18 protein-coding genes and 4 pseudogenes are annotated in these 24,005 nt (G+C 72.5%); 2 read left to right on the forward strand and 20 right to left on the reverse strand.

Translation table 11 applies throughout. The features are described from left to right. Nucleotides 1-37: 37 nt before the first annotated feature. On the forward strand, nucleotides 38-766 hold the full coding sequence (locus BM536_RS19310; RefSeq protein ID WP_094103258.1) for a DUF5995 family protein: 729 nt from the start codon (nucleotides 38-40) through the stop codon (nucleotides 764-766). Nucleotides 767-902: 136 nt separating this feature from the next. Here BM536_RS19310 and BM536_RS19315 read toward each other — a convergent pair whose 3' ends face one another. The 12 genes and pseudogenes from BM536_RS19315 to fmt all read right to left on the reverse strand — a co-directional run bounded on the left by BM536_RS19315 (nucleotide 903) and on the right by fmt (nucleotide 14,187). Next, nucleotides 903-2,600, reverse strand: coding sequence for a flavin monoamine oxidase family protein (locus BM536_RS19315; RefSeq protein WP_094103259.1), 1,698 nt, complete (start codon nucleotides 2,598-2,600; stop codon nucleotides 903-905). Between the two features lie 53 nt (nucleotides 2,601-2,653). Then, nucleotides 2,654-3,442, reverse strand: coding sequence for a carbon-nitrogen hydrolase family protein (locus BM536_RS19320; RefSeq protein ID WP_094103260.1), 789 nt, complete (start codon nucleotides 3,440-3,442; stop codon nucleotides 2,654-2,656). A 157-nt stretch (nucleotides 3,443-3,599) separates the two neighbouring features. Then, nucleotides 3,600-4,801 (reverse strand): annotated as a pseudogene (locus BM536_RS19325) (MFS transporter). A 251-nt stretch (nucleotides 4,802-5,052) separates the two neighbouring features. Next, nucleotides 5,053-5,505, reverse strand: coding sequence for an Lrp/AsnC family transcriptional regulator (locus tag BM536_RS19335; protein WP_073493514.1), 453 nt, complete (start codon nucleotides 5,503-5,505; stop codon nucleotides 5,053-5,055). 10 nt (nucleotides 5,506-5,515) lie between these two features. Continuing rightward, nucleotides 5,516-6,985, reverse strand: coding sequence for an amino acid permease (locus BM536_RS19340; RefSeq protein WP_073493513.1), 1,470 nt, complete (start codon nucleotides 6,983-6,985; stop codon nucleotides 5,516-5,518). 389 nt (nucleotides 6,986-7,374) lie between these two features. Next, the gene (locus BM536_RS19345) at nucleotides 7,375-8,817 is read right to left on the reverse strand and encodes a GuaB1 family IMP dehydrogenase-related protein (protein WP_170109950.1); all 1,443 of its coding nucleotides are present in this window, start codon (nucleotides 8,815-8,817) and stop codon (nucleotides 7,375-7,377) included. Between the two features lie 214 nt (nucleotides 8,818-9,031). Beyond that, nucleotides 9,032-9,352, reverse strand: coding sequence for a barstar family protein (locus BM536_RS19350; protein ID WP_073493511.1), 321 nt, complete (start codon nucleotides 9,350-9,352; stop codon nucleotides 9,032-9,034). Next, a pseudogene (locus BM536_RS42985) lies at nucleotides 9,349-9,570 on the reverse strand (ribonuclease domain-containing protein); the annotation flags it as partial. The gene BM536_RS19350 and the pseudogene BM536_RS42985, both read right to left, overlap by 4 nt. Before the next feature lie 230 nt (nucleotides 9,571-9,800). After that, nucleotides 9,801-10,844: a sugar-binding transcriptional regulator gene (locus BM536_RS19360; protein ID WP_073493508.1), complete on the reverse strand. Its 1,044-nt coding sequence runs from the start codon at nucleotides 10,842-10,844 to the stop codon at nucleotides 9,801-9,803. Between the two features lie 78 nt (nucleotides 10,845-10,922). Continuing rightward, nucleotides 10,923-11,608: pseudogene (rpe, locus tag BM536_RS19365) on the reverse strand (ribulose-phosphate 3-epimerase). A gap of 125 nt (nucleotides 11,609-11,733) precedes the next feature. Beyond that, nucleotides 11,734-13,152, reverse strand: a complete 1,419-nt coding sequence (locus tag BM536_RS19370; protein WP_073493506.1) for an RsmB/NOP family class I SAM-dependent RNA methyltransferase — start codon at nucleotides 13,150-13,152, stop codon at nucleotides 11,734-11,736. 90 nt (nucleotides 13,153-13,242) lie between these two features. Next, nucleotides 13,243-14,187 (reverse strand): methionyl-tRNA formyltransferase, encoded by a 945-nt coding sequence (fmt, locus tag BM536_RS19375; RefSeq protein WP_094103262.1) that lies wholly within the window; start codon nucleotides 14,185-14,187, stop codon nucleotides 13,243-13,245. A gap of 331 nt (nucleotides 14,188-14,518) precedes the next feature. Here fmt and BM536_RS19380 point away from each other — a divergent pair, with 331 nt between their 5' ends. Continuing rightward, on the forward strand, nucleotides 14,519-15,094 hold the full coding sequence (locus tag BM536_RS19380) for a hypothetical protein (protein ID WP_073493503.1): 576 nt from the start codon (nucleotides 14,519-14,521) through the stop codon (nucleotides 15,092-15,094). 243 nt (nucleotides 15,095-15,337) lie between these two features. Here the strand turns inward: BM536_RS19380 and BM536_RS19385 are convergent, their stop codons facing one another. The 8 genes and pseudogenes from BM536_RS19385 to BM536_RS19420 all read right to left on the reverse strand — a co-directional run bounded on the left by BM536_RS19385 (nucleotide 15,338) and on the right by BM536_RS19420 (nucleotide 23,961). Continuing rightward, nucleotides 15,338-17,515 (reverse strand): primosomal protein N', encoded by a 2,178-nt coding sequence (locus BM536_RS19385; RefSeq protein WP_094103263.1) that lies wholly within the window; start codon nucleotides 17,513-17,515, stop codon nucleotides 15,338-15,340. A gap of 147 nt (nucleotides 17,516-17,662) precedes the next feature. Then, nucleotides 17,663-18,871, reverse strand: coding sequence for a methionine adenosyltransferase (gene metK / locus BM536_RS19390; protein ID WP_094103264.1), 1,209 nt, complete (start codon nucleotides 18,869-18,871; stop codon nucleotides 17,663-17,665). A gap of 236 nt (nucleotides 18,872-19,107) precedes the next feature. Further along, nucleotides 19,108-20,310, reverse strand: a pseudogene (gene coaBC / locus BM536_RS19395) (bifunctional phosphopantothenoylcysteine decarboxylase/phosphopantothenate--cysteine ligase CoaBC). Between the two features lie 124 nt (nucleotides 20,311-20,434). Then, on the reverse strand, nucleotides 20,435-20,707 hold the full coding sequence (rpoZ, locus tag BM536_RS19400; protein WP_003977348.1) for a DNA-directed RNA polymerase subunit omega: 273 nt from the start codon (nucleotides 20,705-20,707) through the stop codon (nucleotides 20,435-20,437). Nucleotides 20,708-20,759: 52 nt separating this feature from the next. Continuing rightward, nucleotides 20,760-21,353 carry a guanylate kinase gene (gmk, locus tag BM536_RS19405; protein WP_073493501.1) on the reverse strand — a complete coding sequence of 198 codons (594 nt, stop codon included), beginning with the start codon at nucleotides 21,351-21,353 and terminating at the stop codon, nucleotides 20,760-20,762. Between the two features lie 60 nt (nucleotides 21,354-21,413). Next, nucleotides 21,414-21,737, reverse strand: a complete 324-nt coding sequence (locus tag BM536_RS19410) for an integration host factor (protein WP_073493500.1) — start codon at nucleotides 21,735-21,737, stop codon at nucleotides 21,414-21,416. 278 nt (nucleotides 21,738-22,015) lie between these two features. Continuing rightward, a complete protein-coding gene (gene pyrF / locus BM536_RS19415; protein WP_170109934.1) occupies nucleotides 22,016-22,858 on the reverse strand; it encodes an orotidine-5'-phosphate decarboxylase in 843 nt (280 codons plus the stop codon). Further along, entirely contained in the window at nucleotides 22,855-23,961 is a 1,107-nt protein-coding gene (locus BM536_RS19420; RefSeq protein ID WP_073493498.1) for a quinone-dependent dihydroorotate dehydrogenase, read from the reverse strand. Before BM536_RS19420 ends, pyrF begins: the two co-directional genes overlap by 4 nt. Between the last annotated feature and the right edge of the window lie 44 nt (nucleotides 23,962-24,005).

The following is a 24,005-nucleotide window of genomic DNA, read 5'->3' on the forward strand; positions in this document are numbered from 1 at the left end:
GGCCCGCGGGACCGCGTCGGGCTGCGACCCTTCCTGCATGCCGCACTTGCAACAGTTCGTCCCTCCCCTCGAGACGTCCGTCGACGGGGTGCTCTCCCGAATGCGCGCCCTCGACGCGGCCCTCCCGCCACGGGACGGGATCGCCGTCTTCAACCGCGTCTATCTCGCCGTGACGGAGGAGGTGGTCCGGCACATCGACACCGGCCGCTTCCCCGACGCCCGGGCCGCGGTCACGCTCGACGTACGGTTCGCGCAGCGCTACCTCGCCGCCGTCGACGCCGCCACGGCCGACCACCGCCCGCCGGCCTGCTGGCGCCCGCTGTTCCAGCTCCGCCGCCATCCGGGCGTACGACCGCTGCAGTTCGCGCTCGCCGGCATCAACGCCCATATCGGGCACGACCTGGTGCTCGCCATCGTGGACGCCTGTCAGCGCCTCGGCTGCGAACCGGCCGACCTGGAGGACGAGTTCGACCGGGTGGGCGATGTGCTCGTGGCGTTGGAGGAGCGCGTCCGCGAGGACCTGATGCCGGGCCCCGACCTGCTCCAGATCGCCGATCCGCTGACCCACCTGCTCGGCTCCTGGAGCCTGGAGCGGGCCCGCGAGGCCACCTGGTCCGCGGCCCGCGCCCTGTGGGCCTTGCGCCGTCTCCCGGACGTCGCCGGGGAGTTCACCGACCGCCTCGACGCGGCGGTCGGCTTCGCGGGCCGCATGATGCTGACCCCGATGACGGACTGGCCGGGCGGCGCGGTCGTACCCCGGCTCTGAGGCCGGGAGCCGGGGTACGGGCCGGAGGCCGCGGGGTCAGGGCCGGAGGCCGCGGGCTCAGGGCCGGAGGCCTCGGGGTCAGGGCCGGAGGCCTCGGGTACGGGCCGGAGGCCGCGGGGTCAGGGCCGGACGGGCCTCAGTCCTCCGGCAGTTCGACCGGGGCGATCTCGTCGTACACGTCACCGGGGCCGGGGTTGGTCGCGTCCGTCGCGCCGCCGAGGTGGTGCATCACGCCCCAGACCGCGTTGAGGGCGGTCTGGACGGCGCCCTCGGCCCAGCCGGCGGTCCAGGATATGTCGTCGCCGGCGAGGAAGATGCCCCGCTTGTCCTCGGGCAGCCGGTCCTGCATGAAGTGGGTGAACAGGCGCCGCTGGTAGCGGTAGTGGCCGGGCAGGTTGGCCTTGAACGCGCCCATGAAGTAGGGCTCGTTCTCCCAGGAGACGGTCACCGGGTTGCCGATGACGTGCTTCCTGATGTCGACCTTCGGATAGATCTCGCCGAGCGACTTCAGCATGACCTCCATCCGCTCGTTCGCGGACAACGGCAGCCACTTCAGGCTGTCGTCGCACCAGGTGTAGGACAGGCAGATGACGGCGGGCCGGTCCGGTCCGTCGTCGAGGAGGTAGGTGCCGCGGGTCATGCGGTCGGTGAGCGTCATCGACATGACGTCGCGGCCGGTCTCCTCGTCCTTGTCCAGCCAGAACGGCCGGTCGACGGGCACGAACAGCTTGCTCGACTCCATGTAGTGGGTGCGCTCGATCGCCGTCCAGTGGTCGATCGGGAAGAGCGAGTCGTCGCAGGCGATCTTCGACAGCAGCATCCAGGACTGCGCGGTGAAGATCGCGGCCCGGTAGGTGCGGATGTCGCCGTTCGCGTCGGTGACGGTGATCCGGTTGCCCGCGGTGCGGTTGAGGCGGGTCACGGCCGGACGGGGCTCGCCACCCTCGTGCAGGCTCGCGAGCGAGGTGCCGTAGGGCCAGTGGACGATCTTCTCCGGCTCGCGCTCCCACAGTCGCAGCGGCAGTTGCTGGGAGCCGCCGACGATGCCGCGGTGGTGGTCGTCGGCCTCGCTGTAGACGACGCGGAGGATCTCCAGGATGGAGTTGGGGAAGTCGGTGTCCCAGCCGCCGGTGCCGAAGCCGACCTGGCCGAAGATCTCGCGGTGGCGGAAGGACCGGAAGGCCTCGGAGTCGCAGAGGAAGCCGTAGAAGGTCTGGTTGTCGAGCTTCTCGACGAGCTTCGCCCAGATCTCGCGGATGCGCGGCACATCGCGCTCACGCATGGCCTGGTTCATGTCCGAGAAGTCCGCGCCTTCTTCGAGGCACTTGTTCCAGGCGGCGGCGACGTCCCGGTAGACCTGCGGCAGGTCGTCGACCGTCTCGGCGTAGTGCGACTCGCCCTTGAGGTCGACGACCGTCGAGGGCGTGACCTCGGCGAGGGGGTTGGGGAACGGCCGGGTCTCCAGGCCCACGAGGTCGATGTAGTGCTGGAGCGCCGTGGAGGAGGGCGGGAAGCGCATCGCGCCCATCTCGGCGGTCAGCGAGGGGTCGCAGCCGTCGAAGCCAACGGTGCGCAGGCGCCCGCCGATCCGGTCGGCCTCGTACACGACCGGCTTGAGACCCATCTTCATCAGCTCGTACGCGGCGACGATCCCGGACAGTCCACCGCCGATCACGGCGACCTCCGTGCCGTGCTCGGTGGCCGGGAGTTGGCCGAGCCCCGCCGGGTGGGCGAGGAAGTCGTCGTAGGCGTAGGGGAAGTCCGGGCCGAACATGGTGATCGGCGGCTGCTGCTCGTCTGCGTGCTCGACGGCGTTGGGCACGGTGGACGTCATGGGGTGCGGACTCCTTGCGGCAACGAAGAAAGGGGGTGGAGGGGAGAGCGGGTTCAGACCAGGGACCCGTAGAGGCCGGGGCGGCGGTCCTTCAGATACGGGTTCGCCTCTCGGGAGGCGGCCACGAACGCGGGATCGGCGTCGGCGAACACGAGTTCCTCGTCGCGTCCGGCGCGGGCTCGGGCGACACCGTCGGGACCGGCCAGCGTGGAGAGCCCGACGAACTCGAACTCCCCTTCCACACCGACCCGGTTGACGTAGGCGACGTACATCTGGTTCTCGAAGGCGCGCACCGGGATCATCGACTCGGCGACGAACTGGAAGGGGTGCATCTGCGCCGTCGGCACCGCCAGGAGGCCGGTGCCGGCCAGGGCGTGGGCGCGGACGTTCTCCGGGAACTCGACGTCGTAGCAGATCATGAGGCCGACGGTCAGGCCGCCCAGCTGGGCCTGGACGACGGGCTGGTCGCCGGGCGTGAAGTGGTCGCGCTCGAAGCAGCCGAAGAGGTGGGTCTTGCGGTAGTTCGCGAGGCGGACGCCGTCGGCGGAGATCAGCTGGGCGGAGTTGTACACCGCCTCGCCGTCACGCTCCGGGTATCCGTAGGCGACCGCGAGGCCGTGCCGCCCGGCGAGGTCGGCGACCGCGTCCGCGGAGTCACCGTCGGCGGGTTCGGCGAGGTGGGCGATGTCGTCGCCGATCGCATAGCCGGTGAGGAACATCTCCGGCGCGACGAGCAGCCCGGCACCCGCGGCGGCGGCGCGGCCCGCGGCCTCGTCGAGGACCTTGAGGTTCTCGACGACCGAGCCGGGCCGGCCGGAGCTCTGGAGCAGGGCGATACGCATGCGTGTTCCTCACCGGAAGCGGAAGGGTGTGGGTGACATCTAGACGGTACGGTCGCTGACCAGCACGGACAAGGAGAAGCCGTTGCGCGCTGGTGAGCGGTTCGTTGCGTGCGCGGGGCGCGGGGCGGCGATTCGTTGCGCCGCCCCGCGCCCGCCGTCATCGCCGCAGGACGGCCGGCAGGGCGACCAGGGGGACGATCACCAGATAGGGCACCGCGAGCAGGGCGAAGGCGGTGCCGTGCGTGGTCGTCGAGGCGAGCTGGGCGTAGGTGACGTACACGGTGATCGTGGCGAGTTCGGTGCCGAGGCCCGCGACCGAGGTGAGGGTGGCCCGGCCGGTGCTCTCGATGCGCTGCTGGAGGCGGGCGTCGGCCAGCACGGTCGCCAGCTGGAAGCCGCCGAAGGCCCCGGCCACCAGGGCCAGGCCCGCCGTCGTGCCGGTGCCCGCGCCGGTGGCCAGGGCGAGCGCGGAGGCCGTGAGCAGCGCGGCGAAGCCCCTGCGGCCCAGGCGTTCGGCCGGTCCGGCCAGCAGGCTTCCGGCGGTGACACCGGCCCAGACCATCATCAGCAGGTAGGGGATCGCCGCGTCGGGGGCGCCGGTGTCCCGTGCCAGCAGCGGGGTGTACTCGTCGAGGGCGCCCCAGACGGCGGCGACGGCCGGGACGAGCAGCAGGGCGCCGCGCACGGAGCGGTCGCGGCGGGCCTCGGCGAGACCGGCCCGCAGGGTCACCGCCCAGCCGGCGCCGCCCGGTGCGGCTGTGGCGGGGCCTCGGTGCTCGGGGAAGCGGGTCGCGGTCGCGGCGCAGAGCAGACAGGCCAGCACGCTGGCCGCGCCGAGCGCCGGATAGCCGTACGCCGCGAACACCGGTCCGGCCAGGGCCATCGCCGTCATCACCGCGACCTGCCCGGCCGCCTGGGCCCGGCCCATGATCCGGGCGTACCGGTCGGCCGCGCCGAGCCGCTCCAGTTCCTCGTAGACCAGTGCTTCCAGCGCGCCCGAGCCCAGCGCGCCGCGCACGCCCCACAACACGAAGCCGGCGGCGAAGGCCCAGTACGACGGGATGAGCACCCACAGGGCGAAGCCGGCCGCGCCCAGCAGCGGTCCCAGCCACAGCAGCAGGCGGCGCGAGACGCGTCCGCCCAGGCCCCGGAGGGGACCTCCAGCAGGACGCCGGTCGCCGACCAGAGGATGAACAGCGAGGACATCTGCCCGACGGACAGCCCGGTGTCGGCGAACAGCAGCGCGTACACGGGGTAGAGCAGGACGAACTCGTCCAGGAACGAATAGCCGTACAGCGTGGCCGTGAGCCGCCGTACGCCGGGCGCGTCGACGGGCACACGTGCAGGTGAGAGAGTCATGAGGCCTTCCCGCAGGGACGTTTCGGACACCGGGGGTACGGCGTCCGAGGCGGCCCTCGGGAGGCACGGCTGGTGGATCAATGTCGCCAGGTCATGGCATAGAGGTTAGACCCGGGATCGGCTCGTTCACCAGCTCTTCGCGGAGCCTGAACCGGAGCCGGAGCCTGAACGGGAGTCGGAGTCGGAGTCGGAGCCGGAGCCTGAACCGGAGTCGGAGCCTGATCCGGCTCCGGAGCCGGATCCGGCGGCGCTCAGGTCGGCGAGCCGGACGAGAAGCGGCGCAGCAGCGGGGAGAGCACCAGCACGGACTTCGTGCGCTCGACGAAGGGCTCCCCCGCGATCCGCTCCAGGACGCGCTCGAAGTGACGCATGTCGGCGGCGAAGACCTGGGCGATCGCGTCCGCCTCCCCGGTGACGGTGGAGGCGGCCACGACTTCCTGGTAGCGCTCCAGGCCCCGCTGGATGGTCTCCGGCGAGGTGTTGCGCCGGCAGTAGATCTCGACGTACCCCTCGGTCTCCCAGCCCAGGGCCGCCGGGTCGACGCGGACCGTGAAGCCGGTGATGGCCCCGGTGGCGCGCAGCCGGTCCACACGCCGTTTCACGGCGGGCGCGGAGAGGCCGACGAGCTGCCCGATGTCCGCGTAGGAGCGGCGGGCGTCCTCGGCGAGGGCGTGCACGATGCGTTCGTCGAGATCGTTCAGCACTGCGGGTCGTTCACTTCACTTCGGATGACGCGAGGCGGGAGCGGCGATGGCCGTAGAGGAAGTAGACCACGAGCCCGACCGCCATCCAGACACCGAAGACCACCCAGGTGACGGCGGACAGGCTGCCCATCATCCAGAGGCAGAAGGCGAGGCCCAGCGCGGGCAGCAGCGGCGACAGCGGGACGCGGAAGGTGCGGGGCATCTCCGGGCGGGTCCGGCGCAGCACCACGACGGCCACGTTGACCAGCGCGAAGGCGAAGAGGGTGCCGATGCTGGTGGCGTCGGCCAGCTGGCCCAGCGGCACGGCGGCCGCCAGGACACCGCAGAACAGGGAGACGATCAGCGTGTTGGCGCGGGGCGCGCCGGTCTTCGGGTGGACGCGGGAGAACACCTTGGGCACCAGCCCGTCCCGGGACATCGCGAAGAGGATGCGGGTCTGGCCGTACAGGACGGTCAGGACGACGCTCGCGATGGCGATGACCGCGCAGAACGCCAGCAGGGTGCCCCAGAACGTCTGGCCGGTGACGTCGCGCATGATCTGGGCGAGTGCGGCCTCCGAGTCGGTGAAGTCCCGCCAGGGCCTGGCGCCCACGGCGACGGCGGCGACGAGGACGTACAGCGCGGTCACGATGACCAGGGACAGCATGATCGCGCGGGGCAGGTCGCGCTGCGCGTTCGTCGCCTCCTCACCGGCGGTGGAGGCGGCGTCGAAGCCGATGTACGAGAAGAAGAGCGTGGCCCCGGCGGCGCTGACGCCGGCCATGCCGAGCGGCATGAAGTCGTCGTAGTTGCCGGAGCGGAAGCCCTGGACGCCGATGGCGCAGAACAGCACCAGCGCGGCGATCTTCACGACGACCATGACGGTGTTGGCACGGGCCGACTCGCGGGCGCCGCCGAGCAGGAACGTCATCGCCAGCAGGACCACGATCAGCGCGGGCAGGTTGAAGACACCGCCGTCGCCGGGCGGGGCGGACAGCGCGGCGGGGATGGTCACACCGATCGTGCCGTCGAGCAGCTCGTTGAGGTACTCGCCCCAGCCGACCGCGACGGCGGCGACCGACACGCCGTACTCCAGCACCAGACACCAGCCGCACACCCAGGCGATCAACTCGCCCATCGTTGCGTACGCATACGAGTAGGAGGAGCCGGCGACCGGGATGGTGCCCGCCAGTTCGGCGTAGGACAGGGCCGAGAAGAGCGCCGTGAGTCCGGCGATCACGAAGGACAGCGTGACGGCGGGCCCGGCCTTGGGGACCGCCTCGCCGAGGACGACGAAGATGCCCGTGCCGAGCGTCGCGCCGATGCTGATCATGGTGAGCTGCCACAGCCCGAGGGAGCGCCGCAGGGACCCTCCCTCACCCTGGCCCCCCTCGGCAACCAGGCGTTCCACGGGCTTGCGCCGCATGAGGCGCGCGCCGAGCCCGGGGGGTGCGGGGACGGTCCGACTGCGCTGGTGCGGGGGTGCGCCTTGGTCGAGCACGCGCTGACTCCTTTGTCGCTGCCGAGCGGAGCGACGGGGACCGGCGGCACCCCTGCGTGAACAGGAACCCACCGAGCGGGGTCCCCGCCACACCTTGTACAGCGCACGACCTTACGAGGGGGAGCGTTGCCGGTGTAATGCAGCAACCTTGCGCGTATCCGCAAGATCGTTGCGTCTATCGCACCGGGGTGCCTATTCATTGCGCGGTGACGGCCGCGCACGTCGGGGGCGCCTCGGGAGGCGTACGGGGCGTACGTCATGGTGCTCGTCCGCGGCGCACGTTCGGGGTCACGTCGCCAGCCCGGCTCGTCCGGAGGCACGTCAGGGGCGCGAAAAGAAACCGCGGGCCCGGCCACAGCCGGACCCGCGGGCACTCCCCGACGGAACGGTCAGTTCCAGCTGGCGTGCAGGGGCTGGCCCTCCGCGTAACCGGCCGCGCTCTGGATGCCGACGACGGCCTTCTCGGCGAACTCCTCCAGGGAGGCGGCACCCGCGTAGGTGCAGGAGGAGCGGACGCCCGCGATGACCGAGTCGATCAGGTCCTCGACGCCCGGACGGGCCGGGTCCAGGAACATGCGGGAGGTGGAGATGCCCTCCTCGAAGAGCGCCTTGCGGGCGCGGTCGTACGCCGACTCCTCGGAGGTGCGGTTGCGCACCGCGCGCGCGGACGCCATGCCGAACGACTCCTTGTAGAGCCGCCCGCTCGCGTCCTGCTGGAGGTCGCCCGGGGACTCGTAGGTGCCCGCGAACCAGGAGCCGATCATCACGTTGGACGCGCCGGCGGCGAGGGCCATGGCCACGTCGCGCGGGTGGCGGACACCGCCGTCGGCCCACACGTGCTTGCCGTACTTCTTGGCCTCGGCCGCGCACTCCAGGACCGCGGAGAACTGCGGGCGGCCCACGCCGGTCATCATGCGGGTGGTGCACATGGCGCCGGGGCCCACGCCGACCTTGATGATGTCGGCGCCGGCGTCGATCAGGTCCTTGACGCCCTCGGCGGAGACGATGTTCCCGGCGACGATCGGGACCTGCGGGTCGAGGTCGCGCACCAGCCTGATGGCGTTGAGCATCGACTCCTGGTGGCCGTGGGCCGTGTCGATGACGAGGGTGTCGACGCCCGCGTCCAGCAGCAGCTTCGCCTTCTCCGCGAAGTCGCCGTTGATGCCGACGGCGGCGGCGATCCGCAGCCTGCCCCGCGCGTCGGTGGCGGGCGTGTACAGCGTGGCGCGCAGCGCGCCCTTGCGGGTGAGGATGCCGGCGAGCCTGCCGTCCGCGTCGACGGCGGGGGCGTAGCGCCGGTTGGCCGCGTCGAGGGTGTTGAAGGCCTCGCGGGGGTCGATGTCCGCGTCGAGCAGCAGCAGGTCCTTGGACATGACCTCGGTGAGCTGCGTGAAGCGGTCGACGCCGTTGAGGTCCGCGTCGGTGACGACGCCGACCGGGCGGTCGTCGCCGTCCACCACGACGCCGGCGTTGTGCGCGCGCTTGGGCAGCAGGGACAGCGCGTCGGCGACGGTCTGGTGCGGGGCGAGCACGATCGGGGTGTCCAGCACGAGGTGGCGGCTCTTGACCCAGGAGATGACGTCGGTGACGACGTCGATCGGGATGTCCTGGGGGATCACCACGAGCCCGCCGCGCCGTGCCACGGTCTCGGCCATCCGGCGCCCGGCGACGGCGGTCATGTTGGCGACGACCAGCGGGATCGTGGTGCCCGTGCCGTCGGGGGAGTTGAGGTCCACGCCCAGACGCGACCCGACCGCACTGCGGCTCGGCACCATGAAGACGTCGTCGTACGTGAGGTCGTAGGCGGGCTGGATGTCGTTGAGGAAACGCACGTGCTGCACATCCCAGTCGATCAGAGGTGACCCCCGGACCGGCCGGTCAGGGGGCAGAGCACGTACTTCATTGTCCCACGAGAGCCGTCACTCCCGGCCCGGGACGATCGTCCAGGCTGGTCAGGAGGGTGTTCGGAGGAACATCCGAGGGATGCCCACGGCGCCCGCCGACGAGCGCCCCTCCCGCCGGCAGGCGCCCCGCGGCGCCCACCGGTCAGGTGCCCGCGACGCCTCCGAGGGCGAGCGCCACCGACAGCGCGGGGGTCCGGTCCACCGCCTGCGCGAACACGTCCTCGGCGACCGCCCACTCCTGCGCGTTCTCCCGCGCGTACGGCCGCCAGCCCCGTACGACGACGAGCAGCCCCCGTTCCGTGCCCTCGGCGGGCCAGACGCCGGGGTCGGACAGGCAGTCGGCCAGTGCGTCCCAGTTGCGCCCGAACCATTCGGGCAGGTCCAGGGCACGGGCGGCACGGTCCATCAGGCCGGCCTTGTCCGTGACCCCGTCGAGGTCCAGCGTGACCACGTGCTGCGTCATCCCAGTACCGCCCTCAACGAGTCGTAGTGATCATCGGTGTAGTAGATCTCGCCGCCCCGCCCGGTGACAACGCGCCGGGCCTCGCGGTCGCGCGAGCCCCGCGTGGGCCGGTGGACTCGTGGTGGCAGCCCCGCTCGTGCCGGGGGCGGCAACCCCTCGACGTTCCCGAAGACGGCGCCGTCCTGGGCGTACGGAGGGAAGGGCCCGCCCGCGTCGGTGCGGTCCTGGGTCCGCCGGGCCTCGGCCGGCGGCTCGGAGACCCCGACGGTGACCGTGCCGTCCGACCGGGACGGTCAGCAGGAGCACTCGGTCGCCGCGCGGGCCCGGCAGCGGCGCGAGCAGGCATGCGGGAAGACCGGCGGGGCGGGAGAGCACACGGGGGACGTACTGCGGCAGCATCCGTCGGTGCTGTCACGGCCGTCCCCTCATGACCTTTTGTCCGGGCCGGTCAGACCCCGTCGGGGTCCGCCCGGTTCAGGGCGGGCCTGGGCGGCGGGCCCGCCGTCATCAGATAGTCCGCGGCCGAGGTGTCCGTCACCAGGCTGGTGACGAGCCCCGAGCGCAGCACCGCGTCGATGGCGCCCGCCTTGCGCTGGCCGCCCGCGATCGCGACGACCTCGGGGATACGGCGGAGCTGGTCCGCCTTGACGGTGATGCACCGCTCACCGAGGTCCCGGCCGACCCGGCGCCCCTCGGAGTCGAAGAGGTGCGCGGACATCTCGGCGGCGACCCCGAGCGAGGCGTAGTGCGCCCGCTCCTCGTCGCTGAGCATGTCGTGCACCGTCGAGATGCCCGGCTCCCAGGAGCCGATGGAGACACAGGCGACCGTGACCTTGTCGAAGTACTCGAAGGCCCGGGCGATCCCGGTCTGGTGGCGCAGCGCGATCGCGGTGGCCGCGTCCGGCAGCAGCATCGGCGCGTAGATGGGGTGCGCGTCACCGCCGGACACCTGCGCGGCACGGCGGACGGCCTCGACCGAGCCGCGCTCGGCGGTCCCGGCGTCGTACACGCCCGTCAGCTGCACCACCGTGCAGGGCGGCAGCCGGTCCAGCGCCGCCGCCATGTGAATGGTGGACCGGCCCCAGGCCAGGCCCAGGACGTCCCCCTCGTTCAGCAGCTCGCCGAGCAGGTCGGCGGCCACCTCCCCCAGGTTCTCGGGGTCGGGCGACTCCTCGGCATCGGCCGGGGACTCGACCACCACGGCGTGCCTGAGGCCGTACCTGGCGCGGAGCGCGTCGGAGCGCTCGGCGTCCAGTTCGGCCGGCACACGGATCTCGATCCGTACGAGATCCCGTTCGAGGGCGGTTTCCAGGACCCTGGCCACCTTGAAGCGGCTGACGCCGAACTCCTCGGCGATCTGGATCTTGGATTTGCCCTCGAGGTAGAAGCGGCGGGCCATGGCCGCCGCCTGGACCAGCTCAGCGGGCCCCATCCGCATGGCTGACCGGCCCGCCGACATACCCGACACGGCGATCTCCTCACTGCTGTTCACACTCTGGATACGCCGTTCATCCTCGCAGATGCGGCACACTTGATCAGTCCCGATGAAAGCCGTTCACGTAGCTGTGGCTCAGTGGTCGCACGCCCAGGACGCCTTGGCGGTCGCCGCGTCCGCCTGCGCGCGCAGCGCGCGGACCGCCTCGGCCGGATCCTCGGCCCCGTACACCGCCGAACCCGCCACGAAGACGTCCGCGCCCGCCTCCGCGCAGCGCTCGATCGTCGACGCCGAGACACCCCCGTCGACCTGGAGCCACAGCTCCAGTCCGTGCTTGCCGATCAGCTCCCGGGTGCGGCGGATCTTCGGAAGCATGATGTCGAGAAAGGCCTGGCCGCCGAAGCCCGGCTCGACGGTCATGATCAGCAGCATGTCCAGCTCGGGCAGCAGATCCTCGTACGGCTCGATCGGCGTCGCCGGCTTCAGCGCCATGGACGCGCGGGCGCCCTTCGCGCGGATCTCGCGGGCCAGCCGCACCGGCGCAGCGGCCGCCTCGACATGGAAGGTCACGGACGAGGCACCCGCCTCGACGTACTGCGGGGCCCAGCGATCGGGGGCCTCGATCATCAGATGGCAGTCCAGCGGGGTGTCCGTCGCGCGGGCCAGCGACTCCACGATCGGCACGCCGAGCGTGAGGTTCGGGACGAAATGGTTGTCCATGACGTCGACGTGGAGCCAGTCGGCTCGGCGACCGCCTGGGCCTCGTCCGCGAGGCGGGCGAAGTCGGCGGACAGGATGCTGGGGTTGATCTGCGCGGCCATGCCCCAAGCCTGCCATGCCCTCCGGGCGTTGGTGGCATCGGTCCCGAACGGATATCGGGCTCCGTACGGCGCGGGCCGCCGGCGCGGCCGCACGAAGCAGGCGCCCTCGCCGCGCGGGCCCGCGGTCAGCCGGTGCGCCGGATGATCGCCAGGTACATCGCGTCGGTCCCGTGCACATGCGGCCAGAGCTGGATGTCGGGGCCGTCGCCGAGGGCGGGTACGCCCGGGAGGAGGGGCCGGGCGTCGACGAGTTCGGTCTCCGGGAACTGCTTGAGCAGGTCGGCGACGACGGCCCGGGTCTCGGCGAGATGGGGCGAACAGGTGGCGTACCCGACGACGCCCCCGACCCGTACGGACTCCAGGGCGGTCCGCAGCAGCCCGCGCTGCAGGGGCGCGAAGCCGTCCAGGTCCTCCGTCTTGCGCCGCCAGCGCGCCTCGGGCCGCCGGCGCAGGGCGCCGAGTCCGGTGCAGGGCACGTCCATCAGCACCCGGTCGAAGGTGCCGGGCCGCCACGGCGGCCGCGTCCCGTCGGCGGTGATGACCTGGTAGGGCCCGGGGTTGCCGTCGAGCGCCTTGGCCACGAGCCGGGCCCGGTGCGGCTGCTTCTCCGAGGCCAGCAGCACGGCCCCGCGCTCGGCGGCGAGCGCCGCCAGCAGCGCGGCCTTGCCGCCGGGCCCGGCGCATCCGTCGAGCCAGTGGGCGTCGGACCCCTCCAGGGGCGCGTTGGCGAGTGCCAGCGCCACCAGTTGGCTCCCCTCGTCCTGCACGCCCGCGCGCCCGGACCGCACGGCGTCGATCGCGCCGGGCTCGCCGCCCTCGGTGAGCCGCACCGCGTACGGCGACCAGCGTCCGGCGACGGCGGCCTCCTCGCCCAGCAGCTCATCGGTGGTGGACCGTCCGGGCCGGGCGACCAGGGTCACCTCGGGCCGCTCGTTGTCGGCCGCCAGCAGCTCCTCGATGCCGGCCCGGCCGCCGCCGAGGGAGTCCCACAGCGCGGAGACGATCCAGCGCGGGTGCGAGTGGACGAGGGCGAGATGGTCCTCGGGGTCGTCCTCGTAGGGCGGCGCGATCTTCTCGGTCCAGGTGTCGAAGTCGTGCTGGGCGACCTTGCGCAGCACGGCGTTGACGAACTTGGCCCGCCCGTCGCCCAGCACCACCCGCGCCAGCTCGACGGAGGCGGACACGGCGGCGTGCGTCGGGATGCGCGTCCCGAGCAGCTGGTGCACCCCGAGGCTGAGCACGTCGAGCACGGGCGGATCGACCTCCCGCAGCGGCCGGTCGACACACGCGGCGACGATCGCGTCGTACGTCCCCTGCCGCCGCAGCGTCCCGTACACCAGCTCGGTGGCGAGGGCGGCGTCCCGCCCGTCGAAGTCCCCGCTCGCCCGCGCCTTGCGCAGCAGCGGCGGAAGCACGAGGTTGGCGTAGGCGTCCCGCTCGTCCACGGCCCGCAGCACCTCGAAGGCGAGGAAGCGGACGGGGTCCTTCTTGGGCCGACGGTGGGGCTTGCCGGGGGTGCGGGGACGGCTGGGCTGCTCGCTCACGAAAAAGGTGCTCCGGATTGCGGGATGAAGGTACGCCCAGCCTACGACGGGCGGGCCGGCCCCGGTGCAGGAGCGTCGCTCCCGCCCCGGCTACTCCCCCGCCGGCTCCCCGGCCCGCTCACCGTCCGCGATGCGCACCCCGCGGGCCCAGTCGGCCGCCCGCATCGGCTTCTTGCCCTGCGCCTGCACCCACAGCAGCTCGACGGCGTACGAGCCGGTGCCGACGTGCACGCTGTTCTTGCCGACGGCCAACTCGCCCGGCGCGAGGTCGTCGCGCCCCGGCGTGGTCCGCACCTGGATGAGCTTGAGCCGCTCACCCCGGAACGTCGTCCAGGCACCGGGCGCGGGCGTGCACCCGCGCACCACGCGGTCGACGCGCATCGCCGGAGCGGTCCAGTCGACCTGGGCGTCCTCGACGGAGATCTTCGGGGCGAGCGTGATGCCGTCCTGCGGCTGGGGTACGGCCTTCAGCGTGCCGTCCTCGATGCCGTCCATGGTGGCCGCGAGCAGCCCGGCGCCCGCGAAGGCCAGCCGGGTCAGCAGGTCACCGCTGGTGTCGGTGGGCCGGATCTCCTCCGTCACCGTGCCGTAGACGGGCCCGGAGTCGAGCCCTTCCTCGATGAGGAACGTGGAGGCGCCGGTGATCTCGTCTCCCGCCATGACGGCGTGCTGCACCGGCGCGGCCCCCCGCCAGGCGGGCAGCAGCGAGAAGTGCAGGTTGACCCAGCCACGGGCCGGGATGTCGAGCGCCGCCCTCGGCAGCAGGGCGCCGTAGGCGACGACGGGACAGCAGTCCGGCGCGATCTCCCCGAGCCGGGCCAGGAACTCCGGCTCCCGCGGCCGGGCGGGCTTCAGCACCTCGATCCCGGCCTCCTCCGCGCGCTGGGCCACGGGAGAGGCGACCAGCCTGCGCCCCCGGCCCGCCTGCGCGTCGGGGCGCGTGACGACGGCGGCCACCTCGTGCCGCCCGGAGGCGAGCAGGGCGTCCAGAGCGGGAACGGCGACCTCGGGGGTACCGGCGAAGACGAGCTTCATGAGTGGGCACGGGCCTCTCGAAGGAAACGGACGACGGGCGACGCACAAGTTTATTGCGCGAGAGGGAAGAGCCGCCGACGGCGCCTGGCACCCGCGGGAGAGGTTCACTCCGTGTCCGACCGACCGGGCGGTGCGCGGACGGGAGACGAGAACGGCGGGGGCCGGAGGCCCGGCCGACACCCCCGCCGGGGGCGTACGCATATGCCCATACGCCCCCACACCGTGACCAGCGGAGCGCAACCGCGTTGGTCAAGACAGAGTTGACCACACCGGACCGCGCCCACCGCGGCCCGCCCCTTTTCTCTTCAACGCCGGTTCGAGAGGCTTGTTCATGGCCGACCACGCAACCCACGACGCCCAGGCCCGGGCCAGCCTGCAATTGCTGGTGCGGGACATCGAGCGGGTCCGCCGGCAGGTGGACGCACTGCGCACGCTCACCGCCCAGTTGGGCAACGTCTACCGCCCGCGCCGCTCCGGCCCGTCCACGGGCTTCGTCGTCTACGGACGCGCCCCCGCCCCGACGGTCCGCCTCGCCCAGGAACTGCGGGACAGCGTCGAGACCCTGGTCACCGCGGCGGTGGACTTCGACCGCTCGCTCGGCTTCTCGTGGGACGCGGTGGGCTCCGCGCTCGGCGTCACCAAGCAGGCGGTCCACCGCCGCTACGGCGCCCGCCGGGCCGCCCCTCAGACGATCGCGGCCACCGCCACCGCCACGGTCACCGCCACGGACACCGACCACACGTCGGCGGAGGCTCCGGTCCCCCGCACGGTCAATGTGGGCGCCGGCATCTCCGTGGTGCCCACGGTCCCCGCGGCCCGCTCGATGCCGACGCAGCCGACGGGGGGCAGCAAGTCCCTGCGCGAGGAGGCCAGACCGACGGCCTTCCCCGGTCCGCGGAACGGCTGACGGCGCTCCGCCCCGCTGCCCTCTCGGACGCACTCCCGAGGGGGCAGACGCGTGTCCGCACTGTGTGCCCCATGCGCACGTCCGCGCTGTCGGTCCCAGGCGCACGTCCGCGCGGTCGGCCCGAGGCGCACGTCCGCGCGGTCGGCCCGAGGCGCACGTCCGCGCGGTCGGCCCCAGGCTGAGGCGGCCGCACGGGAGGGCTTCGAAGGAAACCCGCCACCGCGGCACGCCTCCCTCCCGCGCTCACCCGATGTCCGGCGGATCGACCCGCACCCACACCGCTCCCGAGGCGCCGTCGCCCCGAGAGGCCGCCGCACCGCCCCGCGCGGCCATCCGCGCGGCCTGTGCCGTCTTGAGCGCCGCGGCCAGGGCGGCACCCCTCCCCGGCGGCACCCGGATCAGCGCCCGCTCCCACCGCTCGCCGGGCGGCGGCGCCCCCGGCCTCCGGGTCCGCCCCGCGGGAGTGACCGGCAGCGGGACGGGCCCCAGCACCTCGGCCTCCCTGGGCAGCTCCACAGAGCCCAGGAACGCGGCCAGCGCCTCTCCCGTCCCCGCGACGGCCGCCATCCGCGACACCGGCGGAAAGCCCAGCTCCGCCCGCTCCGCCAGCTCCCGCACGGCGTGTCCGACAGGGTCCCACCGCACCAGTGCCTGTACCGGCCGCAGGGTCGGTTCGGCGACGACGACGACGGTCCCCCCGTCGCCCTGCGGCCGTACCAGTGAGGCGGCCGCGATCCAACGTCGCAGCGCGTCCTCCCCGGCCCGCAGGTCGGGCCGCCCGACCATGGCCCAGCCGTCCAGCAGCAGGGCCGCCGCGTACCCGCCCTCGGCGACGGGCTCGGCTCCCGGCGTGCTCACGACCAGCGCGGGCGTGCCCGGTACGGTGTCCAGCACCTGCTCCCGCCCGGAGGTGCGCACCGGAACGGCGGGGAACGCCCGGCCCAGTTCCTCGGCCGTACGCCGCGCGCCGACGACCTGCGCGCGCAGCTTGAAACCCCCGCACTCCGGGCAGTGCCAGGCGTTCTCCTCGCGTCCGCACCAGCCGCACCACAGCGACCCGCTGTCGCGCGCCTCCAGGGGCCCGGAACAGTGCCGGCACCGGGCGGGTGCCCGGCAGGCGGCGCACGCCATGCGCGGCACATAGCCGCGCCGCGGGACCTGCACGAGCACGGGCCCGTGCCGCAGTCCTTCACGGACGGCCTGCCAGGCGAGGCTGGGCAGCCGGGCGGCCCGTGCCGCCTCGTCCCGGGCGAGATCCTGGTCCCCCACGGTCCGCACCAGCGGCACCGCCCGGCGCACCTGCTCCCGGCCGGCGACCAGGGGCCGCGCCCACCCGCTCTCGACGAGCTGCGCGCCCTCGACGGTGCAGCTCCAGCCCCCCATCAGAAAGCCGCACCCGTCCTGCGCCGCCCGCAGCAGCAGCACATCGCGCGCGTGCGGCTGGGGGGCGTGCTGCTCGCTGTGGCTGTCGTCCCCGTCGTCCCACACGGCCACCAGCCCGAGGTCACGCACCGGGGCGAACATGGCGGCCCGCGTCCCGACGACCGCCCGCACGCTGCCGCGCCGCACGGCGAGCCACTCCCGGTACCGCTTCTCCGGCCCTGCGTCGGCGGTGAGCAGCGCGTGCCGCCCCTCCCCCAGCAGAGCCGTCAGAGCGCCGTCCACACGCGCGGCGGCCCGCCCGTCCGGTACGACGACGAGGGCCCCGCGCCCCGAGGCCAGCGTGGCGGCGACGGCCCGGGCCAGTTCCTCACTCCACTCGGGACCCGGCAGGGCGTTCCACACGGCCCGTGGGGCCCCTCCCGAGGCAAGCGCGTCGAGGAACGCGCCCCCGTGCTCGTAACGCCCCCAGGACCCCGGCTGAGGGGCCTGCGGCGGGGGAAGCGGCGCGGGCGAGGGCCGCTGCTCGGCCCGAGCGCTGCGCGGCGGCACGGCCAGCTGAAGGACGTCCGCCAGACTCCCCGCGTACCGGTCGGCGACGGCCCGCGCCAGCCCGAGCAGTTCCGGGCCGAGCACGGGTTCGGGCGACACGACCTGGGCGAGGGCGGCCAGCGGCCCGGCGTAGTCCGACTCGGCGAGGCGCTCGACGAGGAACCCGTCGATCAGCCCCGCCTCACGGCGCCCCTCACGCACCCGTCCGCGCCCGGCCCCGAACCGCACCCGCACCCGCACCCCCGGCTGGGCGTCAGCGTCCAGCTCGGCGGGCACCGCGTAGTCGAAGTAGCGGTCGAGGTGCAGGACTCCCTTGTCCACGAGCACCCGCGCGACCGGCAGTCGCTCGGCCAGCGCGGCTCCCCGCCAGGTCCGGGGCTTCGCCCGCGGCGCCTTGGCCTGCCGCACGGTCTCCCGGAGAAGCGCGAGCTGCTCCGGCGGCGCCCCGTCGCCGCCACCGCCCCCCTGCTGCCCGTTCTCGCTGCTCACGCTTGCATTCATACCAAACGCCACTGACAAAGGCCCGCGCCGAAAGCCCACCCCCTGCGACGCCCGTCCGCGGGGGCCGGGCCGCGCAACGCCGAGGCCCGGCCTCCCTGAAGAAGCCGGGCCCGGTGTGTGCGTCGCGGTCGGGACTCAGAGCCCCGCCGCCTCCTTGAGCGCGTCCACGCGGTCCGTGCGCTCCCACGTGAAGTCGGGCAGCTCGCGGCCGAAGTGGCCGTAGGCGGCGGTCTGGGCGTAGATCGGGCGGAGCAGGTCGAGATCGCGGATGATCGCGGCCGGGCGGAGGTCGAAGACCTCGTCGATGGCCTTCTCGATCTTCTCGGGGTCGATCTTGTGCGTGCCGAAGGTCTCGACGAACAGACCGACCGGCTCGGCCTTGCCGATCGCGTAGGCGACCTGGACCTCGCAGCGCGCGGCCAGGCCGGCGGCGACGACGTTCTTCGCGACCCAGCGCATGGCGTAGGCGGCGGAGCGGTCGACCTTGGACGGGTCCTTGCCGGAGAAGGCACCGCCGCCGTGGCGGGCCATGCCGCCGTAGGTGTCGATGATGATCTTGCGGCCGGTCAGTCCGGCGTCGCCCATCGGGCCGCCGATCTCGAAGCGGCCGGTGGGGTTGACCAGCAGGCGGTAGTTCTCGGTGTCGAGCTTGATGCCGTCGTCCAGCAGCGCCTTCAGCTCCGGCTCCACGACGAACTCGCGGATGTCGGGCGCGAGCAGCGAGTCGAGGTCGATGTCGGACGCGTGCTGCGAGGAGACGACGACCGTGTCCAGCCGCACCGCCTTGTCGCCGTCGTACTCGATGGTGACCTGGGTCTTGCCGTCGGGGCGCAGGTAGGGGATGGTCCCGTTCTTGCGGACGTCCGAGAGGCGCTTCGACAGGCGGTGGGCCAGGAAGATCGGGAGCGGCATCAGCGTCGGCGTCTCGTCGGACGCGTAGCCGAACATCAGGCCCTGGTCGCCGGCGCCCTGGCGGTCCAGCTCGTCCTCGTCGCCCTCGACCCGGGTCTCGTACGCCGTGTCGACGCCCTGGGCGATGTCCGGGGACTGCGCGCCGATCGACACCGAGACGCCGCAGGAGGCGCCGTCGAAGCCCTTCTTCGAGGAGTCGTAGCCGATCTCCAGGATCTTGTCCCGGACGAGCTGCGGGATCGGCGCGTACGCCTTGGTGGTGACCTCGCCGGCGACGTGCACCAGTCCGGTCGTGATCAGGGTTTCCACGGCGACCCGGGAAGCCGGGTCCTCGCGCAGAAGCGCGTCGAGGATGGTGTCGCTGATCTGGTCAGCGATCTTGTCGGGGTGACCCTCGGTCACGGACTCCGAGGTGAACAGGCGACGGGACACAACGCTCCCTGGGGTTGCAGCGGCTGCTGGCTCATCATGGGCGGACGCGACGGGAGCTGCGCCCGGCGTCGTCCGACAACAGTTTATCGGTCGCGCTTCACCACCGGCCCACCTGTCTCGCCTCTCGGGAGCCCTGTGACCTGCGGCACAGGCATTCTGCCCAATGCGGACCGCTGTTGGCCAGGGGCGCACACCCGAATGGGCAAGGTCGGGAAACCGTGACGCGCATCAAACAATCACTCCAGCCGCCGCGTCACCAAGTCCCACACGATTTCGGCCAGGGCTTCCTTGGGGCCGTGCGGGACCGGGGTCTCGCTGCCGTCGGCGCCCAGCACGACCGCCTCGTTCTCCTCGGAGCCGAAGGTCTTGCGCTCCCCCACCTCGTTGACCACCAGCAGGTCGCAGCCCTTGCGCCGGAGCTTCGCCCGGCCGTTGGCCAGCACGTCGTCGGTCTCGGCGGCGAAGCCGACGCGACCTGGCCGGGGCGGGCACGCTCGGCGGAGATCTCCGCGAGGATGTCCGGATTTCGCAGGAGAACAATGGGGTCCGGCTCCTGCCCGTCCTTCTTCTTGATCTTGCCCGCGGCGTAGTGCGCGGGCCGGAAGTCGGCGACCGCGGCGGCCATGACCACCGCGTCGGCGTCGGCCGCCGCCTTGAGCACCGCCTCCCGAAGCTGCACGGCGGTGCCGACCGGGACGACATCGACGCCGGCGGGATCGGGCAGCGCGGCGTTGGCCGCGACGAGCGTGACGCGGGGCGCCGCGGGCGGCGGCGGTACGGGCGAGGGCGTAGCCCTGCTTGCCGGAGGAGCGGTTGCCGAGGAAGCGGACGGGGTCGAGGGGCTCGCGGGTGCCGCCCGCGCTGACGACCACATGCCGTCCGGCCAGGTCCGGTTCCCGTACGCCTCGGGCCAGGACGCGTCGGCAGACCTCGAAGATCTCGGCGGGGTCGGGCAGCCGGCCCTTGCCGGTGTCGACGCCGGTGAGCCGGCCGACGGCCGGTTCGACGACGACGGCACCGCGGCGGCGCAGCGTCGCCACGTTCTCCTGGGTGGCCGGGTGCTCCCACATCTCGGTGTGCATCGCCGGGGCGAAGACGACCGGACAGCGGGCGGTGAGCAGGGTGTTCGTCAGCAGGTCGTCGGCCAGGCCGTGGGCGGCCCTGGCGAGCACGTCGGCCGTGGCGGGGGCGACGACGACCAGGTCGGCGTGCTGGCCGATGCGGACGTGCGGGACCTCGTGGACGTCGTCCCAGACCTCGGTGGAGACCGGGTGGCCGGAGAGGGCGGACCAGGTGGCCGCGCCGACGAAGTGCAGGGCGGAGGCGGTGGGGACGACGCGCACGTCGTGGCCCGACTCGGTCAGTCTGCGCAGCAGCTCGCAGGCCTTGTACGCGGCGATGCCGCCACTGACCCCCAGTACGACCTTGGGTTTGTCCACCGTCTCTCCCCGGACCTCGGCGCAACGTACGCCGCGGCTCCCCGGCGTACGAGTCCATCACACACCACAGGCCCGGCAGTCGCGCTGCCGGGCCTGTGGAAAAACTGACTGCAAGCTGAAAATACTACTGAGCCGGGCCCTCGATGGCCTCCGACGTCAGCAGACCCGCGTTGATCTCGCGAAGCGCGATCGAGAGCGGCTTCTCGTGGACGTGGGTGTCGACGAGCGGACCGACGTACTCGAGGAGGCCCTCGCCGAGCTGCGAGTAGTACGCGTTGATCTGGCGGGCCCGCTTGGCCGCGTAGATCACGAGGCTGTACTTCGAGTCGGTGGCCTCGAGGAGCTCGTCGATCGGCGGGTTGATGATGCCCTCGGGAGCGGAGATGGAAGAGGACACGCTCTACCTTCCGATAGATGGGAAAAGACGGGCGGTGATCACATGGTTCCGATCACACGACATCCATCAAGGCTAGCAGCTCGCGCGCCACGTCCTCGACGGAGGTGTTGACCAGGGTCTCGTCGAACTCCGGCTCGGCCGCCAGTTCGATCTTTGCCGCGTCCAGACGGCGTGCGATCACCTCGGGCGGCTCGGTGCCGCGGCCGGTGAGCCTGCGCACCAACTCCTCCCAGGAGGGCGGAGCCAGGAACACCAGCTGGGCCTCGGGCATGGAGCCGCGGACCTGCCGGGCGCCCTGGAGGTCGATCTCCAGGAGGACGGGCTCACCCGCCTCCAGTCGCTCCAGCACGGCGGCACGCGGCGTCCCGTAGCGGTTGCCGGCGAACTCGGCCCACTCCAGCAGCTCGCCGTTGGCGATCAGCTTGTCCATCTCGTCGTCGGTGACGAAGAAATAGTGGACACCGTGGTGCTCGCCGGGGCGGGGCCTGCGGGTCGTCGCCGACACCGAGAGCCAGACCTCGGGGTGTTCTTTGCGCATATGAGCGACGACCGTGCTCTTGCCGACCCCGGAGGGGCCGGAGAGCACGGTCAGCCGCGGACGTGCGTCCGGGGGTTCGGGGGTCGTCCCCCGGGGTGTTACAGCCATGCAGCGATTATTCCAGCAGTCTCACCGTGCCCGGGACGCACTGCCCGGGGCACTGCGGACTCACTTGGCCGTGTCGCCGAACTCACGCTCCAGGGAGGCGATCTGGTTGGAGCCGAGACCGCGCACCCGGCGGCTCTCGGAGATGCCGAGTCGCTCCATGATCTGCTTGGCGCGGACCTTGCCCACGCCCGGCAGGGACTCCAGGAGTGCGGAGACCTTCATCTTGCCGACGACGTCATTCTCCTGGCCCTGCTTGATCACCTCGTGAAGAGAGGCGCCGGAGTGCTTGAGTCGATTCTTGACCTCGGCCCGCTCCCGGCGAGCCGCGGCGGCCTTTTCGAGCGCGGCTGCGCGCTGTTCGGGGGTAAGGGGCGGAAGAGCCACGCCTACGTCACCTCGGATGTCGAACTGTCGGATACGGACCGGTGAGGAACCTAGTCGCCCCTCACCTGGGGAGCTACGAGCAACACGCTTGCCCGTTCACCCTCCGCTCGGAGACTAGCGGCCAACACCGCCAGAGTCAGCGAGAACAGCGGAAAAGTCCTGGTCAGCCTTAGTCAGGACGGACATTAAAGACAAAATGCCCCGGATTTGAGGATGTATTCAGGCTCAAGTCCGTCCGCGCCGTCCGACAGAGGTCCCGGTCGGACGGCCGACGGCGTTCAGGCGGCTTCGACCGCGGCCCGGACCTGTTGCGCGAATCGATCCGCGGCGTCACGCAGCGCTACGACATCGGGGCCGTGCCGCAGCACTCCGCGGCTGACGTTCGGCACGACGTTGCGCACAGCGGCCCCGAAGACGTGCGGCAGGTCCGCCGGGGTGGCTCCCTGGGCTCCGATGCCGGGCGCGAGGATCGGCCCGTTGATGTCGAGGTCGTACGTCGACAGGTCACCGAGCGTGGCACCGACGACCGCGCCGAAGGAGCCCAGCGGCTCCTCCCCGGTGTTCTCGGCGGCCAGGTGCGCCAGCATGGTCGCGCCGACGCTGCGACCGTCCGCGCGCACCGCGTGCTGGACCTCGCCGCCCTCCGGGTTGGAGGTCAGCGCCAGCACGAACAGTCCGGTGCCGCTCTCGCGCGCGAGCGCCACGGCGGGCGAGAGCGAGCCGTAGCCGAGGTACGGCGAGACGGTCAGCGCGTCCGAGAAGAGCGGCGCGTCCTTGCACAGGAAGGACTCGGCGTAGGCGGCCATGGTCGAGCCGATGTCGCCGCGCTTGGCGTCCATCACGACCAGGGCGCCGGCCGCCCGCGCCTCCTCCACCGACCTCTCCAGGACGGCCACCCCGCGCGAGCCGAACCGCTCGAAGAAGGCACTCTGCGGCTTCAGGACGGCGACGCGGTCGGCCAGGGCCTCGACGACCGTGCGGCTGAACCGTTCCAGACCGGCGACGGTGTCGTCCAGGCCCCACTCGGCGAGCAGCGAGGCGTGCGGGTCGATGCCGACGCACAGGGCGCCGCGCTCGTCCATGGCACGGCGCAGACGGGCGCCGAAGGGTTCCAGGGTCATACCGTCTTCCTCACGTCGGCGCCGACCGCGTCGGCCAGGGTGGCGTACGGGCTGGTGCGCAGGCGGGCGGCGAGCCCCTTGTGGATCACGCGGGCCCAGAAGGGCCCCTCGTAGACGAAGGCGCTGTAGCCCTGGACGAGGGTGGCGCCGGCGAGGATGCGCTCCCAGGCGTCCTCGGCGGTCTCGACGCCGCCGACGCCCACCAGGGTGATGCGGTCGCCCACGCGCGCGTAGAGGCGCCGCAGCACCTCCAGGGAGCGTGCCTTGAGCGGCGCTCCCGACAGGCCGCCGGCCTCCTTCACCAGGGTGGGTGGCGATGTCAGACCGAGGCCCTCGCGCGCGATGGTGGTGTTCGTGGCGATGATCCCGTCCAGACCCAGCTCCACGGCGAGGTCGGCGACGGCGTCCACGTCCTCGTCGGCGAGGTCGGGGGCGATCTTCACCAGCAGCGGCACACGCCGGTGGGCGACGGTACGGACGGCGGCCTCGCGCACGGCGCTCAGCAGGGGCCGCAGCGCCTCCGTGGCCTGGAGGTCGCGCAGCCCGGGGGTGTTCGGGGAGGAGACGTTGACGACCAGGTAGTCGGCGTACGGCGCGAGCCGCTCTGCCGACTTGACGTAGTCGGCGACCGCCTCCGCCTCGGGGACGGCCTTGGTCTTGCCGATGTTGACGCCCACGACGGTCCGGAAGACGGGCTCGCGGGAGGCCAGGCGCGCGGCGACGGTCAGCGAGCCTTCGTTGTTGAAGCCCATGCGGTTGATCAGCGCCCGGTCGGAGACGAGGCGGAACAGCCGCGTCTTGGGGTTGCCGGGCTGCGCCTCCCCCGTGACCGTGCCGATCTCGACATGGTCGAAGCCGACCATCGCCATGCCGTCGACGGCGACCGCGTTCTTGTCGAAGCCGGCGGCCAGCCCGAACGGGCCGTGCATGCGCAGGCCGAAGGCCTCGGTACGCAGTTCCTTGTGGCGGGGGGCGAGGGCCGCCGCGACGAACGTGCGCAGCACCGGGATCCGGGCGGCGAGCCCGATCCAGCGGAAGGCCAGGTGGTGGGCCTTCTCCGGATCCATCCGGGAGAAGACCAGGCGGAAGAAGAGCTTGTACATCACTGTGTCCTCACACGAAGGGGGACACCGTTTCCGGTGTCCCC

The organism is Streptomyces phaeoluteigriseus, from assembly GCF_001896135.2.
Lineage (GTDB): Bacteria > Actinomycetota > Actinomycetes > Streptomycetales > Streptomycetaceae > Streptomyces > Streptomyces phaeoluteigriseus.

What these genes read in the sequence shown, in the direction of transcription:
- pyrF (WP_170109934.1), bottom strand. Translation starts at nt 22,858, where the DNA reads ATGACCCTGGAACCCTTCGGCGCCCGTCTGCGCCGTGCCATGGACGAG.
- fmt (WP_094103262.1), bottom strand. Translation starts at nt 14,187, where the DNA reads ATGAAGCTCGTCTTCGCCGGTACCCCCGAGGTCGCCGTTCCCGCTCTG.
- BM536_RS19310 (WP_094103258.1), top strand. Translation starts at nt 38, where the DNA reads ATGCCGCACTTGCAACAGTTCGTCCCTCCCCTCGAGACGTCCGTCGAC.
- BM536_RS19320 (WP_094103260.1), bottom strand. Translation starts at nt 3,442, where the DNA reads ATGCGTATCGCCCTGCTCCAGAGCTCCGGCCGGCCCGGCTCGGTCGTC.
- BM536_RS19315 (WP_094103259.1), bottom strand. Translation starts at nt 2,600, where the DNA reads ATGACGTCCACCGTGCCCAACGCCGTCGAGCACGCAGACGAGCAGCAG.
- gmk (WP_073493501.1), bottom strand. Translation starts at nt 21,353, where the DNA reads ATGGCTGTAACACCCCGGGGGACGACCCCCGAACCCCCGGACGCACGT.
- BM536_RS19350 (WP_073493511.1), bottom strand. Translation starts at nt 9,352, where the DNA reads ATGACGCAGCACGTGGTCACGCTGGACCTCGACGGGGTCACGGACAAG.
- BM536_RS19380 (WP_073493503.1), top strand. Translation starts at nt 14,519, where the DNA reads ATGGCCGACCACGCAACCCACGACGCCCAGGCCCGGGCCAGCCTGCAA.
- BM536_RS19420 (WP_073493498.1), bottom strand. Translation starts at nt 23,961, where the DNA reads ATGTACAAGCTCTTCTTCCGCCTGGTCTTCTCCCGGATGGATCCGGAG.